This is a genomic window from Mesorhizobium sp. IMUNJ 23232 (genome assembly GCF_044326205.1).
Taxonomy (GTDB): Bacteria; Pseudomonadota; Alphaproteobacteria; order Rhizobiales; family Rhizobiaceae; genus Kumtagia.
This window is the reverse complement of sequence record NZ_JBIRCY010000020.1, coordinates 18,499-33,945: the sequence shown is the minus strand read 5'-3', so window position 1 is coordinate 33,945 and position 15,447 is coordinate 18,499. Positions and strand designations below refer to the sequence as shown.

Here is a 15,447-nt window from a genome sequence, read left to right as displayed (position 1 = left end):
CGGCGAAGCGCAGCCGGCGTTTACTTCCGCCGCGCAAACTGCGATTTTTGCGGTATGATCGAGCTCATCCGCACCAACGACGCCGTGGTCCTCTCCTTTGCGCAATCGCTGCTGCGCGACGCCGGCATAGAATGCCTCGTGGCCGACCAGAACATGAGCGTGCTCGACGGCTCCATCGGCATTTTGCCAAGGCGCATCCTGGTTTCCGAGGACGACGCCGAGCAGGCGCGGCGGATCTTTTCCGACGCCGGCATCGGCAACGAGATGCGCGAGCGCTGATCGGCCCGCCCGCCATGGCGTTGCGGAGGAGGCTGCGTTGAGCGGCAAAGCCACGGGCAACCCGACCATTCCGGCCCCCTCTCCCGACGATGCGGACTGCACAGCCGACGCCTTCCATCGCGGGTGCTTCACGCTCGTGCAACCAAGAAAAGGTGCGCATCGGGCCGGGATGGATGCGCTGGTGCTGGCGGCGGCGGCGCCAGCGGATTTTGCCGGCCTCGCGGTTGACTTCGGCGCCGGCGCCGGGGCCGTGGGTTTCGCCGTCGCGGCGCGCTGCCAAAGGGCATCCGTGCTGCTGGTCGAGCGGTCGCCGGAAATGGTGCGCTACGCCGAGCTATCGCTGGCGCATCCGGACAACCGCCACCTTGCGCCGCGCGTGTCGATCCTTTCAGCCGACGTGACGCTGACCGGCAGGGCCCGCACCGAGGCCGGGCTGAAGGACCGTTCCGCCGACTTCGTGCTGATGAACCCGCCCTTCAACGACGGCCGCGACCGCGCCACGCCGGACACGCTGCGCCACGCGGCACATGTCGCCGACGAGCAGATCTTCGAGGCATGGCTGCGCAGCGCCGCCGCCGTGCTCAAGCCGCGCGGAAAAGTGGCGATGATCGCCCGGCCGGCGTCGATCGGCCCGATCCTGTCGGCATTGGCGGGACGGTTCGGCGGCGCCGAGATCGTGCCGATCCATGCCACCGCCGACAGGCCGGCAATCCGCATCGTCGTCCGCGCGGCACGAGGCGCGCGCGGCGTGCCGTCGCTGATGCCGCCGCTGATCCTGCACGAGCAGGCCGACAACCACTTCACGCCGCGTGCCGAGGCCATCAATGCCGGCGAAGCCTCGCTTTTCGCCGACTGATGCCGGTTGCGCTTGCGCGGCGCGCGGCAATGCCTACATGCGTTGAAAAGACCTGTGAGACGGAGCCTTTTCACCGTGAAGTCATTGCTGCGCCGCCTGCTGCCCAAATCGATGCGGTCGGACGGCGTCACCATCCCGGTGGTGCGGCTCAGCGGCACGATTATGGCCGGCGGCGGCCAGTTCCGCCAGAACCTGTCGCTGGCCTCCACGGCCGGGGTTCTGGAAAAAGCGTTCGCCTTCAAGGATGCGCCGGCGATAGCGATCTCGATCAATTCGCCCGGCGGCTCCCCCGTCCAGTCCCGGCTCATCTACCAGCGCATCCGTGACCTTGCGGCCGAGAAGAACAAGAAAGTGCTGGTCTTCGTCGAGGACGTGGCCGCCTCCGGCGGCTACATGATCGCGGTGGCCGGCGACGAGATCATCGCCGATCCGTCGTCGATCGTCGGCTCTATAGGCGTGGTGTCTGCCTCCTTCGGCTTTCCCGAGCTCATGCAGAAGATCGGTGTCGAGCGCCGTGTCTACACCGCGGGGCGCAACAAGGCGGTGCTCGACCCCTTCCAGCCGGAGAAGGAAGAGGACGTCGAGCGATTGAAGGCCTTGCAGATCGAAATCCACGAGACCTTCATCGACCTGGTGAAGGACCGGCGCGGCGACCGGCTGTCGCAGGATCCCGATCTGTTCACCGGCCTGTTCTGGACCGGCAGGAAAGGCCTGTCGCTCGGGCTCGTCGACGCGATCGGCGACATGCGCGGTACGCTGAAGGACCGTTTCGGCGACAGGACGCAGATGAAGCTGATCACCCAGCCGCGCGGGCTTTTCGGCCGCCGGCTCGGCCTGTTCGGGTCGAGCGCCGGAATTCCGGTGGTAGAGGTGGCCGGCGCCGCGGTCGAGGGAATTTTCGACGCGGCCGAGCAACGCGCATTGTGGGGCCGATACGGGCTTTGAATGACGGGCGGTTTGCCGCTATGATGGTCGCTTGCCGACCTGAACGGCCCATGCGGCCGTTCGATGCAGGGAGGGAAATGTCATGCCGCAGCTCATCTTCTTCGCCGTCGTCGGCGTGGTCGCCTATTTCGGCTACCGCCATTTCGTGCGCGAGGCCGAGCGCGTGACCGCCAAGATCAGGCGCCACGAGCAGCAGGCGAAGACCCATGCCGACGGCACGCTGGTCTTCGACCCCAAGACCGGCGAATACCGCCCCGCCAAGGACTGATCCTCCATCGTGTCGAAAACCGCCGCTGCGGTCGCCGAGGCGGCACCCGCCAAGATAAACCTCGCCCTGCATGTCGCCGGCAGGCGGCCGGACGGCTATCATCTGATCGAAAGCCTTTCGGTGTTCACGGCTTTCGGCGACGAAATCGCCATCGGCCCTGCGCCTCGGGATTTGTTCACGGTTTCGGGACCTTTTGCGCAGGAAATCCCAGACGGCGCGGACAACCTCGCCGTCCAGGCCCGCGACGCTCTGCGCAAGGCCGCCGGATCGGCAGCCGCCTCTCCTGCCCTGATCTTCCTGGAAAAGAACATACCCGCATCATCGGGCGTCGGCGGCGGGTCGAGTGACGCGGCGGCGGCGCTGAGAGCGCTCGCGCGCTTCTGGAAACTAGATATCGGCGTGGACGCGCTAGCACGCATCGGACTGGCGCTCGGCGCTGATGTGCCGATGTGCCTGCATTCAACGCCGCTGGTGGCGCGCGGCATCGGCGAGGTGATCGAGCCGGTGGACAAATTCCCGTCGCTGGCGCTCGTGCTGGTCAATCCGCGCGTCGCGGTCGGCACGCCGCAAGTCTTCGCGGCGCTTGCCCGCCGCGAAAACCCGCCGCTTCCTCCCTTGCCGTCGCGCAGGGATACAGCCAGCCTCCTCGGCTGGCTGGCCACGACCCGAAACGATTTGATGGCGCCGGCCATGAGCCTCGCGCCAACGATCGACGATGCATTGACCGCCCTGAGCGGCGCGGGCGCCGCCTTTGCGCGGATGTCGGGGTCCGGTGCTACCTGCTTCGGTATTTTTGACGACAACACCGCAGCCCAGCGCGCAGCCAACGCGATCTCGACGGCGCGGCCGGACTGGTTCGTCGTGGCGACGGAGACAACGGCCTCGGCTCCGCCCCAGAAGGAGCATTAGGCATGGCGCCCAGCGACCGCCCCTTCATCCCCGTCGGCATCGCGGTGCTGACCGTCTCCGACACACGCACGCCGGCCGACGACAAATCCGGCCAGACGCTCGTCGACCGCATCGCCGAGGCCGGCCATATGCTGGCCGACCGCGCCATCGTCACCGACGACAGGGAAAATATCCGGGAAAAAGTCCTCGCCTGGTCGCGTGACGAGAAAATCGACGTGGTGATCACCACCGGCGGCACCGGCTTCACAGGCCGCGACGTGACGCCGGAGGCGCTGGAGCCGATCTTCGAAAAGCGCATGGACGGCTTTTCCGAAGTCTTTCACCGCATCTCCTACGACAAGATCGGCACCTCGACGATCCAGTCGCGCGCCACGGGCGGCGTGGTCAACGCCACCTTTGTGTTCGTGCTGCCGGGTTCGCCCGGCGCCTGTCGCGACGCCTGGGACGGGATCATCAAGCCGCAGCTCGACTACCGCCACATGCCGTGCAACTTCGTGGAGATCATGCCGCGGCTGGACGAGCATCTGCGGCGCGGCGGCGGGAAACACACCTAGGAACGCGCCAAGGCGGCACCGACGAGCGTGGCAGCGGCGCTGCCCGCCGCTTCGACGTAGGCGGCATCGCGGTGCACCAGCATGACCGAGAAGGCGCCGTCCAGCAGCAGCACGATCTGGCGCGCCAACAGTGAAGCGTTGCCGATGCCTTCGGCGGCCACCTTGCCTTCGAGCCAGGCTTCGAGCCGCTTCTTGTGCGCCGAACCGATCCTGACGGCCGGATGGCCGGGCATGCTGGCGAGTTCGGCGGCGGTGCGCAGGAAGCCGCAGCCACGCCATTTCGGATGCCGCGCCGCGCGCGCCAGGCGGCGGAACATGTTCTCCACCCTGGCTGCAAGCGGCCCCTCTGCTTCGTCAAACCAGCGCGCGAAAAGCGCCAGATTGGGCTGGTCGCGCGCCTCAAGACAGGCGGCGATCAGATCGTCCTTGCTGCGGAAATGGTAATAGAGCGTGCGCTTGGTAATGCCCGCTTTTTCGGCAACGGCATCGACCCCCACCGCCCGGATGCCGTCTGCGTAGAAGAGCCTGCTGGCGGCCGAAAGGATGCGCTCGCGCGTGTCGGTGGGCTGTCGTGGCATGACTCAATGTATACCGACTAGTGTGTATATACAATCGATGAAGCCGGTAGTGTGGCGATATCGATACCGGCTTGAAGAGGCAGCCATGACCGACACCGTCCTTTGCGAAACGCGCGGCAGGATCGCCCTGCTGACGCTCAACCGTCCGGCAAAACTTAACGCCTTGAACTATGAGACGATCGACCGCCTGACGGCGCTGCTCGACGCGCTGGAAGCCGACGCCGCAGTGCGGGCGATCGTGCTCACCGGCGCCGGCGATCGTGCATTTTCGGCGGGCGGCGACATTCATGAATTCTCGCACAGCGTGCGCGGTGGGGCCGACACGGCAGTGCGCGAATTCGTGCGCCGAGGGCAAGGATTGACGGCGCGCCTCGAGGCCTTTCCCAAGCCGGTCATCGCCGCCGTCAACGGCATCGCCTTTGGCGGTGGCTGCGAGATCACCGAGGCAGTGCACCTCGCGATTGCCAGCGAGCGCGCCACTTTCGCCAAGCCGGAGATCAATCTCGGCATGCCGCCGACCTTTGGCGGCACACAGCGTTTGCCGCGGCTGGCGGGCCGTAAGCGTGCGCTTGAACTCTTGCTGACCGGTGACGCATTTACGGCGTCGAAGGCTCTGGAACTCGGTCTCGTGAACGCCGTCGTCCCGCACGAGGCGCTGCTGCCGTCGGCATTCGCCATGGCCGAGCGCATCCTGCGCCATTCGCCGGTCGCGGCGGCGGGGATCATCGCGGCGGTGACGCGGGGACTTAACATGACCATCGGCGAGGGCCTGCAGGTCGAGAGCGAACAATTCGCCCGTGTCGTACCGACCCATGACCTCCGCGAGGGCATCGACGCGTGGATCGAGCGCCGCCAACCCGCATACAGGGGCTGCTAGGGTTCGCCGGCAATCATCCGCGGCGCGGCTCGGCGACCCTGATTTCAGCGTCGAGCCGCCGCGACGCCAACCCGCGTGCGATCGCCTCCGCGCTCTGGGCGGACTTGGCAAGCGCCATCGCCTGGCCCTTGCGAATGACCAGCCCCTCGGCCAGCGCGGTCGGCGCCGAAAACAGGCGTGAGAACAGCGGTTTGCGGTCGTCGCGGCTGCGCGAGAAACGGGCCGGCATCGACATTTTGGCGACATGGCCGATAACCGCCTCGGTCCAGCCGTCGACGAGGCGCGCGCCGGGTTCGAGCATCAGCAGCCATTCGCCCTTGGCCTGCCTGATGCCGGCCGCAACGCCGCCTTCCGCCACATAGTGGCAGCCAGCATGCTCGGCGACATAGTGCGTCTGGTCGGTCGAGCCACAGTCGCAAACGATGACGTCGCGCACCACGCCTTCCACCGCCGCGCCGACCAGCGAGGCCAGCGTGCGCGCTAAGGCCTCCTCGTCGTTCCTGGTTTCGATCAGCACGGTGAGCATTGCTTAGCCGAATAGCGGGTCGCGCAACGAAAGGCCAGCACGCGGTGCGGCAAGCCCTGCCGCAAGCGTCCGGCGCGCCCGATACATGGTACTGGAACCCATCTCTCTGATGAGCGATGATCCGCTCATCTGCTTGTCAGCCGTGGCGATCAGTCCGGCCCAGCCGGCAAGACCCGGCGACCAACGCCGCCAGCTACACCACCTCCGGGAAGATATCTCAAAAAAGGGGAAGCGTTTTTACTTCCTGGAGGCAAAAAATTTTTCAACCCATTGAAACAACGAGCCTTTATTTTAGCCAGGGCGATTTAAACCCATTTTTCATCCCCGCCTCTTCGGCCTGCCTTATAATTCGGCCATCGCCCTCGCGGGAACACGGGTCATGAACCGGATGAGCGTGGAGGGGACGGCGCCGGGGTGGCCGCGTAACGGTGCGCGGCTTGGCAAGAGCCTTCAGACCCGGGCCCCAGATCGCGACGACAAGCCTCGGATTGAGCCGGGGCGGTATCAGCGATCGGGCAAGCACGCCGGCGGGGCGCGAAAGCTGCGCCACGTATTGTTACTTGAGAGGCTCGGCCTCGCGCCCCGCTTCCCATCTCCCGCAAGGGAGTTTTCCAGCCAATGGCCAGGGCGGAATCCCGCAGCGTGGCGGTGAGGGAGGCTGCATTCAGGGAGTGCCCGCATCGGGGAATGGACGGCGATCAAAAAGTTCTTGATTTGTTCTCATTAAGCACATAGGAATAGTTTCATGAACGCTCCGATTCGACATAACCCCGAAGCCCCTTGGGAACGCGCCAAGATGGAACAGATCGTGCGCGCCGACATTGCCGCTTTCGGAAGCGGCAGATCCGAGATGGCCAACGCGATGATCGAGGAAAGCGGCGTGCGGATCGGCGAGGATCGCCGGCGCGGACGTGGCGCCGGGGTTAATCCGTCCGGCCGGTTCGAGCCGGTGAGCCGTCACGTCTTCGACGACGGCTGGGAATCGCTGGAAGAGCTTCCGCCCTTCAAGACCGAGGTGCAGGTCGAGAGGCCGCGTACCATCATCACCCGCAACAATTCGCCGGACATCTCGTTCGACCGGTCGATCAACCCCTATCGCGGCTGCGAGCATGGCTGCGTCTACTGCTTTGCGCGGCCGACGCACAGCTATATGGGCCTGTCGCCCGGTCTGGATTTCGAATCGAAACTGTTCGCCAAGCCGGATGCGGCAAAACTGCTGGAAAAAGAGCTTTCCAAGGAAGGCTACGAGCCGCGCACCATAGCCATCGGCACCAACACAGATCCCTACCAGCCGATCGAGAAGAAATACCGCATCATGCGGGAAGTCCTCGAAGTGCTGGAGGCATACGGTCATCCGGTCGGCATAGTGACCAAGTCGGCGCTGGTGACGCGCGACATCGACATTCTTGCGCGCATGGCGGAGAGGGGTCTCGCCAAGGTGGCGCTGTCGGTGACCAGCCTCGACCGCATGCTGGCCCGCACCATGGAGCCCCGCGCCTCGACGCCGACCAAAAGGCTGGAAGCGCTGCGGATGCTGAGCGATGCCGGCATTCCCGTCTCGGTGATGGTGGCGCCGATCGTTCCCGGCCTCAACGACCACGAGATCGAGCGCATTCTCGATTCGGCGGCGAATGTCGGCGCGCGGGAGGCGGGCTATGTCATCCTGCGCCTGCCGCTGGAGGTCAGCCCGATCTTCAAGGACTGGCTGCTGCGCCATTATCCCGACCGCTACCGCCACGTGATGTCGCTGATCCGCTCGATGCGCGACGGCAAGGATTATGATTCGGAATGGGGAAAACGCATGAAAGGCTCCGGCCCCTACGCCTGGCAGATCGGCCGCCGCTTCGAGATCGCCGCCAAGAAACTCGGCCTCAACGAGGAGCGCCGAAGGCTGCGGACGGACCTGTTCAAAGGCACAGGAAAGAAGGTGGAGCAGTTGATGCTTTTGTAGGCAGTCGGCAGTCGGGAAAGTAAGCCCGGGCGTACCAGCCGGCCAAAAGCGACGAAGGCAGCCCCTACTGCCTACTGCCTACTGCCTACTGCCTACTGCCTACTGCCCTATTCGAGTCCCCCGGGCCGCCCCAGCCCGGCGGCGCCTTCCCCGCCCCCGCCCCAGGCTGGGAAGGCCTTGCGGAGAATCGGAACGGATGCGAGTCTTGCCGCACAATGGCTCGCCCGTCTTCCGATTCTCCGCCCCTCTTCGATCTGGCGTTCAAGCCGGATTTTTCATTCGAGCGGAAGGCGATGAAGCGTGGCCTGTGGCCGCTGGCCGGGCTCGACGAGGCCGGCCGCGGGCCGCTCGCCGGGCCGGTCGTGGCCGCCGCCGTGATCCTCGACCCGAAGCGCATTCCGGAAGGGCTCGACGATTCGAAGCGGCTGACGGCGCAGACGCGCGAGGAGTTGTTCGGGCTGATCCTCGGTTCGGCCGTCGGCGTCTCGGTCGCGTCGGTCAGCGCCACCGGCATCGACCGCATCAACATTCTGCGCGCCAGCCTGGAGGCAATGCGGCGGGCGGCGGGCGGATTGCATGTGAAGCCGCTGCACGCGCTGGTCGACGGCCGCGACGTACCGCCGGGATTGACCTGCGGCGCCGAGGCTCTGGTCAAGGGCGACCAGCGCTCGCAGTCGATCGCCGCCGCCTCGATCGTCGCAAAGGTCATGCGCGACCGGATGATGGAGAATTGCGGACGCGTGCACGCCCACTACGGCTTCGAAAGCCATATGGGCTACGCCACCCAGCGCCACCGTACCGCCATCGGCACGCATGGCGCCCTGCCCCGCATCCATCGCACCACCTTCGCGCCGTTCCGGATCGAGGTGGAGACGACGGCCGAGATGCTGATCGAGGCGTAATCGTCGGGTTTGTCCGACTTCGCCTGACTTCGGCCAAGCTGTAACACCCAAGAAAGCTCAGGCAACTGCGGGAAGCGAAGCTTCAAACAACCGCCTCGGAAACAAAAAAGCCGCCGGCAATGCCAGCGGCTTTCGATGTTCAAGCTATAAGAAAGATCAGTTCAGTCGGCTCTTCAAGGCATCCAGCGACGACTTGAACAACTCGCCGCCGACCTTTGCGTCGACCTTGGCAGCGAGCACCGCGCGGGAGGCCTCGACCGCGATGTCCACAGCCTTTGCACGGACCTCGTTGACGGCGTCGCGCTCGGCCTGGCCAATCTTCTGCTCGGCCAATGCAGCGCGGCGCGCCACATAATCCTCGGTCTTCTGCTTGGCGTCCGCCACCAGCAGTTCAGCCTCGCGCTTGGCATGCTCGACGATGTCGGCCGCGTCCTTCTCGGCTTCCTTGCGCTTGCGCTGGTATTCGGCAAGCAGTTGCTGCGCTTCCTCGCGCAGGCGGCGGGCCTCTTCCAGCTCGGCCTTGATCTTGTCGGCACGCGCGTCGAGCGACTTGCCGATTGTACCCGGCACCTTCATGTAGAAGACGATACCCAGGAAAATGACGAGGGCGATGAAGGCCCAGAATGTGGCATCCATGATCGCCTCCCTCAGCTCGCAGCCTTGACCGCGGCCGCGACGTCGGCCTTGTCGGCGCTGCCGACAAGCGAACGCACGATCTCCGAGGCCGTGTCCTCGGCGATGGTTCCGACCTCTTTCATGGCCTTGGCCTTGATCGAGGCTATGTTTGCTTCCGCTGCCACAAGCTTCTCTTCCAGTTCGGCCTCGACACGCTTGCGTTCGGTATCCGCATCGGCTCGGGCACCGTCGCGGGCCTTCTGACCGATCGCATTGGCATTGGCCTTGGCTTCCGCCAGTTCCTGCTCGTAGGCAGCAACAGCCGCATCGGCCTCGCCCTTCATGCGCGCCGCCTGTTCGAGATCCTGGGCGATGCGATCGCTGCGGACTTCGAGGATGCCGCCGATGCGCGGCAGCACGACCTTCTTCAGGAACAGGTAGAACAACCCGAAGGTGATCGCCAGCCAGAGGATCTGAGACGGGAAATGCGACGGATCGAAAGGCGGAAAGGATGCGGACTCGTGCCCTTCGGCGCCGACCTCGGTGTGGCCTTCCAGGCCCGGATGAGCTTCGCCCTCCGGATGCGCCTCACCGATCGGGTGAGCGCCAGATTCCGCCGGAGCGGCTTCCTGAGCATAGCCAGGTGTCACAAACATCTTCGTCCCCTGTCAGGAACCGGCCGCGACATGCGGCCGGCAACATCTGCCCGAAAAGTATCAGGTGAACAGCAGGAGAAGGGCGACGAGCAGCGAGAAGATGCCCAGCGCTTCCGTGACGGCGAAGCCGAAAATCAGGCGGCCGAACTGGCCGTCGGCAGCCGACGGATTGCGCAGCGCGCCCGCCAGATAGTTGCCGAAAATGGTGCCGAGGCCGATACCGGCGCCGCCCATGCCGAGGCAGGCAATGCCCGCGCCAATCGCCTTTGCTGCATCTACTTCCATATCAAGCTCCTTAAGTGGATCGAAATCCGGTTGAAATTCATTTGGGTGACGGCACCGCGCCGCCGAACCATTGCTAGTGACTGGGGTGCAGGGCGTCGTTCAGATACATGCAGGTCAGAACGGCAAAGACGTAAGCCTGCAGGAAAGCCACCAGAAATTCCAGCGCCGTGATCGCGACCGTCATGGCCAGCGGCAGGATCGCACCGGCGATACCGACCGCGCCGAACGCGCTCAGCGAAGTCACGAAACCCGCGAACACCTTCAGCGTGATGTGGCCGGCGAGCATGTTGGCGAAGAGACGGACGGAGAGGCTGATCGGCCGCGACAGGAACGAGATGACCTCGATCAGCACCACCAGCGGGACGAGGATGCCGGGCACGCCCTGCGGCACGAATAGCTTCAGGAAACCGAAGCCATGCTTCATGAAGCCGTAGACGACGACCGTGCCGATCACCAGCAAAGCCAGCATGAAGGTGACGATGATCTGGCTGGTGACGGTGAAGAAATACGGAAACAGGCCGAGCAGGTTCGCGACCAGCACGAACATGAACAGCGAGAACACCATCGGGAAAAACTTCATGCCTTGCGTGCCGGCGGCATCACGCAGCATGTTGGCGACGAATTCGTAGGACATTTCCGACAGCGACTGCAGGCGTGTCGGGATGAGGCCGCGGCTCGAGGTGGTGAGGTAGAGGAAAGCGCTGCTGGCGGCGACGGTCACCACCATGAACAGCGACGAGTTGGTGAAGGAGAAATCAAGCCCGCCGATTTCGATCGGAATCACGTCCCAGAAGTGGAACTGGTGGATCGGATCGTTGGCCATTCGGCCCCCCTCGGCTACGGCGCCTCGCGCCTGTCAATTTCAGTTCTTGCGGCCGTTGTCGGGACCTTTCGGCCCCTTGATACCAGCTTCGGCAACCACCCCGGCCGACCGCATCACATTCAGCACGCCGGCTCCGAACCCGAGCAGCAGCAGGACGATCAGCCCCCAGGGCGACGTTCCCGCCAACTTGTCGACCAGCCAGCCCAAGCCGGCTCCGACCGCCACTCCGGCGATGAATTCGCTCGACAGTTTCAGCGCCTGGCCGTAGCCGGTCACGCTCGTCTGTCTGGCTTCGCCTTGCCCGCCATTCTCGCCGTGACCTTTCGCCGCCAGCGATGCTTCGAGCTTGCGCCTGCGATGCTCCAGATCCTCGTCCGCGGCACTTTGCCGATCACCGTTTCCGGGTCCGGTTTTTCCGGTTTCGCCTGGCAATTTTCGGCCAGCCACCGCAACCCCCTCGCCCGGACGCGACCATTCGTCCGTCCGCTTCAAAGTCGCCGGCAACATAGTTAGAGGCCATGCCCCCGTCAAGCCACGTAGCGGCTCGGCATAAGATGTATTTTCTATTTATAAATCAATATCTTATGGAAGTGCGACATACTGACCCGCAGTTTACGCGGCCCGACTCGGGCCGCGCCGCGACACCGCTGCGGGTCGGAGTGTTCAAGTGACCGGCCGATCAGCTCCAGCCGCCGCCATAGGTGCGGTAGAAAATATGCAGGCCGATCTGTGTCATCCGTTTCATGGCGCGCGCCCAGCCGGGGCTGACATACTGCGCGTAGTAATGGGTGGAGGAGCCCACTTCGGGGATGAATATCTTGCCGGCGGTGACCGCCATGGCGATGTCCTGGGCGCGCTTGTAGTGCCCTGGGCTCAGCACGCGGTCGGGTATGCTGTCGCAGGCGAAGGAGAACTGGCAGCGGTTCTTCCAGTTGTCGTTCTGATAGACGACGCCGCAGATGGTTTTCGGATAGGCCGGGTTGCGCACGCGGTTGAGCACCACTTGCGCGACGGCAGCCTGGCCGCGCGACGATTCGCCTCGCGCTTCGAAATACACGGCGTTGGCGAGGCACTTCTGTTCCGGCGCCGAGAACACAGATGCGGGCAGCGGCTCGCTCATCCAGGCGTGATCGCCTGCGGCGACCGGCGGGATGAAGCGGCCCTTGTCCTTGTCGAGTTCGTCCTGCAACAGCGCCTCGAAGGGCGAGGCATTGGCATAGTCCGGCTTCGGCGGGGCATAGGCAGTGGCCAGAACATCGGCCTTGTCGTTTGTGACAAGGGCAGCGAGATAAGCAGGCACGGTCGGATCCGGCTTCTTCTCCTCCTTCACGTAGAAGGCGGTGGCGATCTCTATCTCCTTGCCTTTGATGTCCGGCGTTGCGAAGGCCATCTTCAGTTCCGGGCCGATCGCTGGCCGTAGAATCATCGAGGTACGCTCGATGATCGATCCGGCGTTGAAGAATTTCGGCGGTGCCACCGGCATGACATTGACGATACGGCCCTTCTTGTCGCCGCGATTGACGCGCTGCTCGTCGGGCGTCGTCGCATCGGAGCCGCCCTTGCCGCGGAACGCGACCTCGCCGATGCCGGGCGCCGAGACGCCGGAGCCCGAGATCGAGCCGGTGCTGCCCGCATCGACAAAGGGCATTTCGGCCGCATGCACCGAGCCCGCCACCGATTTCTCGACATAACCGTTCCAACGGACCGCAGGCGCCTCGATGCCGGAAACCATGCTCGCCATATCCTGATAGGCGGCGACCGTCGGGAAGCCGACCCAGATGCCGAGGCCGACCAGCGCAGAAGGAAGCAAGGCAGCTTTTGGCCTCAGGGCGACAATCGTCAACCGCCAGACGAGGTGCAGCAGCAAAGCCATCAGGTTACGGCTGACGATCGCGCAGACGAAAGCCAGGCGCGCGGCGCGGCGGAGCAGCTTTGGAAGGGAAGACACTTCAAGAGCGCGGGCAACGGCAAACCGTTGCGACACAAGACGTCGAAACAAGGCTGACTCCCCAGGACGCAACAGCAACCCACTGGAGAGCGAGAGTGAAGCATTAACCTTGATGGAGGGTTAACGGGAGGGGGTGCAGCGGGAATGAGGCTAACCATGAATCCCTAGAGTGAGGCCCACCGAGCAGCCGTTCAGAACGACCGCGGGGGCCTAAAACAGTCGTCAATCCACGGCGTTAGTTGTGTGAATAAATGAGCGCCATCTGTGCGCACCAAGATCGATCGCCGGCCGTAGTGCCCATTGGTCGGGCCGAAATTACGGTCAGACTGGCAAGGGTCGTCAGCGCTTCTTCGCCTTGCCCGCATACGGATTGTCGGACGCCCGCAGAGCGATGCGGATCGGCACGCCCGGCATGTCGAAGGATTCGCGAAGCCCGTTCGACAGATAGCGGATGTAGGATTGCGGCACGGCATCCGGCCGCGAGCAGGAGATCACAAAACCCGGCGGGCGCGCCTTCACCTGGGTGATGTATTTGAGCTTCAGCCGGCGGCCGGCGACGGCGGGCGGCGGATGATGCGCCAGGATTCCTTCAAGCCATCGGTTCAGCCGGCCGGTCGAGACGCGGCGGTTCCAGATGCGGTGGGTCTCGACCACCTCGTCCATCAGCTTGTCGAGGCCACGGCCGGTCTCCGCCGAGATAGGCACGGCGCGAAGGCCGCGCACCTGCGGCAGCAGCCGCTCGGTCTTCTCGCGCAATTCGGCCAGTGTGGCCTGCGGCGTGTCGATCAGGTCCCATTTGTTGAAGGCGATGACCAGCGCCCTGCCCTCGCGGACGATCAGGTCGGCGATCTGCAGATCCTGCTTCTCGAAGGGAATCGTCGCGTCGAAGACGACGATCACGACTTCGGCGAATTTCAGGGCGCGCAAGCCATCCGAAACCGAGAGCTTTTCCAGCTTCTCCTGCACCTTCGCCTTGCGGCGCATGCCGGCAGTGTCGAACAGCTTTACCAGCCGGCCGCGCCAGTCCCAGTCGACCGAGATCGAATCGCGGGTGATGCCGGCCTCCGGGCCGGTCAGCAGCCGCTCCTCGCCGATGAGCGCGTTGATCAGCGTGGATTTTCCCGCATTGGGGCGGCCGACCACGGCGATCCTGAGCGGCTTCGTGTCGTCGTAGGCGGGTTCGCTCTCGGCATCCGCCTCGGAAATGTCCTCGCCGATCAGCACGTCGCTGTCGGCGGGGAGATCTTCCTCCTCCGGGTCCTCCGGGAAGCAGCGCTCCTCGCCCAAAGCCTCGACGATGGCGTCGCGCAGGTCGGGCATGCCTTGGCCGTGTTCGGCCGAAATCGCGATCGGCTCGCCAAGTCCCGCTTCCCATGCCTCCAGCAGGCCGCCCTCCGAAGCGCGCGATTCCGACTTGTTGGCGGCCAGCACCACCGGCTTGCCGGCGCGGCGCACGATATCGGCAAAAGCCTTGTCGTCCGGCAGCAGGCCGGCACGCGCATCGATCATGAAAATGACGAGATCGGCCTCGCGGATGGCTATCTCCGTCTGCAGGCGCATACGGCCCTGCAGGGTTTCCGGCGCGGCTGTCTCGAAGCCGGCGGTGTCAATCACCTCGAAGGACAGATCGTAGAGCTTCGCCGGATGGATGCGCCTGTCGCGGGTTACGCCTGGCGTGTCGTCAACCAGCGCCAGTTTCTTGCCGGCAAGGCGGTTGAACAGCGTCGACTTGCCGACATTCGGCCGGCCGATGATGGCAACCTTGAGCCTCATCGCAAATCAGGAGGCCGCGCCGGAGCCGCGGATCAGTTCCGCCATCAGCGAAGCGCGGTCGCGGGTGTTGCGCGGCGCAGTCTCGTCGCCGTTGATCTGGTCGAAGAAGGCGAGCGCATCCTTGGCCTTGCCTTCCTTCCACGCCGAAAGGCCCAGCGCCTCGCGGGCGGAATGGCGCAGCGGGTTGGTTTCATCGGCCAGCACTTCGACACGCGACGAGACATCCTGGTAGCTGCCGTTGTCGACGAGGACATAGCCGGCGCGCAGCCGCGCCATGTCGCGGATGGCCTGCGGGATCGAGGTGTCGGCCGCGACCGCGTCGAATTCCGTGACAGCGCCGGAGAAGTCGCCCTTGTCGGCGAGCACAGTCGCTGCGCGCAAACGTGCGAGCAGCGGGTAGGCGCCGTAGCCGTCGGCCTCCAGTCTATCGAGAGCGGCCAGCGCTTCGTCCTGCTTGCCGCCATTGGCCAGCGCAAGCGCCTGCGAGAAGGCATCGCCCGAAGTGTTCGCCTTCGAGGTCTGCCAGTAGTCATAGCCGACCCAGGCAGCCGTACCGAGCACGACCGCCACAGCGATCGCCAGCCCGATCGGGCCATAGCGGTCCCACAAGGCGCGCGCCTGCGCCTGGCGGTATTCCTGGTTCACTTCGCGGATAAAGCTGTCGTCCGACATCGCCTGAAAGCCGTTTTCGCCCCGCGGGGC

Annotated in this window: 20 protein-coding genes; 10 read left to right on the top strand and 10 right to left on the bottom strand. The window is 64.8% G+C overall.

Translation table 11 applies throughout. From position 1 onward, the window contains the following. The first annotated feature begins 54 nt into the window (after positions 1-54). The 6 genes from ACH196_RS16540 to moaB all read left to right on the top strand — a co-directional run bounded on the left by ACH196_RS16540 (position 55) and on the right by moaB (position 3,811). On the top strand, positions 55-279 hold the full coding sequence (locus tag ACH196_RS16540; protein WP_396648006.1) for a DUF2007 domain-containing protein: 225 nt from the start codon (positions 55-57) through the stop codon (positions 277-279). Positions 280-346: 67 nt separating this feature from the next. Further along, positions 347-1,135 (top strand): methyltransferase, encoded by a 789-nt coding sequence (locus ACH196_RS16535; RefSeq protein WP_396648095.1) that lies wholly within the window; start codon positions 347-349, stop codon positions 1,133-1,135. A gap of 75 nt (positions 1,136-1,210) precedes the next feature. Next, positions 1,211-2,080, top strand: coding sequence for a S49 family peptidase (locus ACH196_RS16530; protein WP_396648005.1), 870 nt, complete (start codon positions 1,211-1,213; stop codon positions 2,078-2,080). A gap of 82 nt (positions 2,081-2,162) precedes the next feature. After that, the gene (locus ACH196_RS16525; RefSeq protein ID WP_396648004.1) at positions 2,163-2,348 is read left to right on the top strand and encodes a hypothetical protein; all 186 of its coding nucleotides are present in this window, start codon (positions 2,163-2,165) and stop codon (positions 2,346-2,348) included. Between the two features lie 9 nt (positions 2,349-2,357). Next, positions 2,358-3,257, top strand: coding sequence for a 4-(cytidine 5'-diphospho)-2-C-methyl-D-erythritol kinase (locus ACH196_RS16520; protein ID WP_396648003.1), 900 nt, complete (start codon positions 2,358-2,360; stop codon positions 3,255-3,257). Between the two features lie 2 nt (positions 3,258-3,259). After that, complete coding sequence (gene moaB / locus ACH196_RS16515) at positions 3,260-3,811, top strand: molybdenum cofactor biosynthesis protein B (RefSeq protein ID WP_396648002.1); 552 nt, start codon at positions 3,260-3,262, stop codon at positions 3,809-3,811. On the opposite strand, the gene ACH196_RS16510 is transcribed toward moaB, so the two are convergent. After that, positions 3,808-4,389 carry a TetR/AcrR family transcriptional regulator gene (locus tag ACH196_RS16510; protein ID WP_396648001.1) on the bottom strand — a complete coding sequence of 194 codons (582 nt, stop codon included), beginning with the start codon at positions 4,387-4,389 and terminating at the stop codon, positions 3,808-3,810. The genes moaB and ACH196_RS16510 overlap by 4 nt on opposite strands. 85 nt (positions 4,390-4,474) lie before the next feature. On the opposite strand from ACH196_RS16510, the gene ACH196_RS16505 reads away from it, so the two are divergent. Next, a complete protein-coding gene (locus tag ACH196_RS16505; RefSeq protein ID WP_396648000.1) occupies positions 4,475-5,266 on the top strand; it encodes a crotonase/enoyl-CoA hydratase family protein in 792 nt (263 codons plus the stop codon). A gap of 13 nt (positions 5,267-5,279) precedes the next feature. Here the strand turns inward: ACH196_RS16505 and ACH196_RS16500 are convergent, their stop codons facing one another. Further along, positions 5,280-5,792 (bottom strand): glycosyltransferase, encoded by a 513-nt coding sequence (locus ACH196_RS16500; RefSeq protein WP_396647999.1) that lies wholly within the window; start codon positions 5,790-5,792, stop codon positions 5,280-5,282. Positions 5,793-5,901: 109 nt separating this feature from the next. On the opposite strand from ACH196_RS16500, the gene ACH196_RS16495 reads away from it, so the two are divergent. From ACH196_RS16495 to ACH196_RS16485, 3 genes are all read left to right on the top strand, one after another. Beyond that, on the top strand, positions 5,902-6,066 hold the full coding sequence (locus ACH196_RS16495) for a hypothetical protein (RefSeq protein WP_396647998.1): 165 nt from the start codon (positions 5,902-5,904) through the stop codon (positions 6,064-6,066). 522 nt (positions 6,067-6,588) lie between these two features. After that, a complete protein-coding gene (locus ACH196_RS16490) occupies positions 6,589-7,743 on the top strand; it encodes a PA0069 family radical SAM protein (RefSeq protein ID WP_396648094.1) in 1,155 nt (384 codons plus the stop codon). 215 nt (positions 7,744-7,958) lie between these two features. Then, positions 7,959-8,645: a ribonuclease HII gene (locus ACH196_RS16485; RefSeq protein ID WP_396647997.1), complete on the top strand. Its 687-nt coding sequence runs from the start codon at positions 7,959-7,961 to the stop codon at positions 8,643-8,645. Positions 8,646-8,801: 156 nt separating this feature from the next. Here ACH196_RS16485 and ACH196_RS16480 read toward each other — a convergent pair whose 3' ends face one another. From ACH196_RS16480 to ACH196_RS16445, 8 genes are all read right to left on the bottom strand, one after another. Further along, the gene (locus ACH196_RS16480) at positions 8,802-9,281 is read right to left on the bottom strand and encodes a F0F1 ATP synthase subunit B (RefSeq protein WP_396647996.1); all 480 of its coding nucleotides are present in this window, start codon (positions 9,279-9,281) and stop codon (positions 8,802-8,804) included. 11 nt (positions 9,282-9,292) lie between these two features. Next, a complete protein-coding gene (locus ACH196_RS16475) occupies positions 9,293-9,916 on the bottom strand; it encodes a F0F1 ATP synthase subunit B (RefSeq protein ID WP_396647995.1) in 624 nt (207 codons plus the stop codon). 60 nt (positions 9,917-9,976) lie between these two features. Continuing rightward, on the bottom strand, positions 9,977-10,201 hold the full coding sequence (locus ACH196_RS16470) for a F0F1 ATP synthase subunit C (protein ID WP_091918644.1): 225 nt from the start codon (positions 10,199-10,201) through the stop codon (positions 9,977-9,979). A 73-nt stretch (positions 10,202-10,274) separates the two neighbouring features. After that, the gene (locus ACH196_RS16465) at positions 10,275-11,024 is read right to left on the bottom strand and encodes a F0F1 ATP synthase subunit A (RefSeq protein WP_396647994.1); all 750 of its coding nucleotides are present in this window, start codon (positions 11,022-11,024) and stop codon (positions 10,275-10,277) included. A 39-nt stretch (positions 11,025-11,063) separates the two neighbouring features. Beyond that, on the bottom strand, positions 11,064-11,471 hold the full coding sequence (locus ACH196_RS16460) for an AtpZ/AtpI family protein (protein WP_396647993.1): 408 nt from the start codon (positions 11,469-11,471) through the stop codon (positions 11,064-11,066). A 232-nt stretch (positions 11,472-11,703) separates the two neighbouring features. After that, a complete protein-coding gene (locus tag ACH196_RS16455; RefSeq protein WP_396648093.1) occupies positions 11,704-12,897 on the bottom strand; it encodes a cell wall hydrolase in 1,194 nt (397 codons plus the stop codon). 414 nt (positions 12,898-13,311) lie between these two features. After that, a complete protein-coding gene (gene der, locus ACH196_RS16450) occupies positions 13,312-14,745 on the bottom strand; it encodes a ribosome biogenesis GTPase Der (protein ID WP_396647992.1) in 1,434 nt (477 codons plus the stop codon). A 6-nt stretch (positions 14,746-14,751) separates the two neighbouring features. Further along, the gene (locus tag ACH196_RS16445) at positions 14,752-15,417 is read right to left on the bottom strand and encodes a tetratricopeptide repeat protein (protein ID WP_396648092.1); all 666 of its coding nucleotides are present in this window, start codon (positions 15,415-15,417) and stop codon (positions 14,752-14,754) included. Between the last annotated feature and the right edge of the window lie 30 nt (positions 15,418-15,447).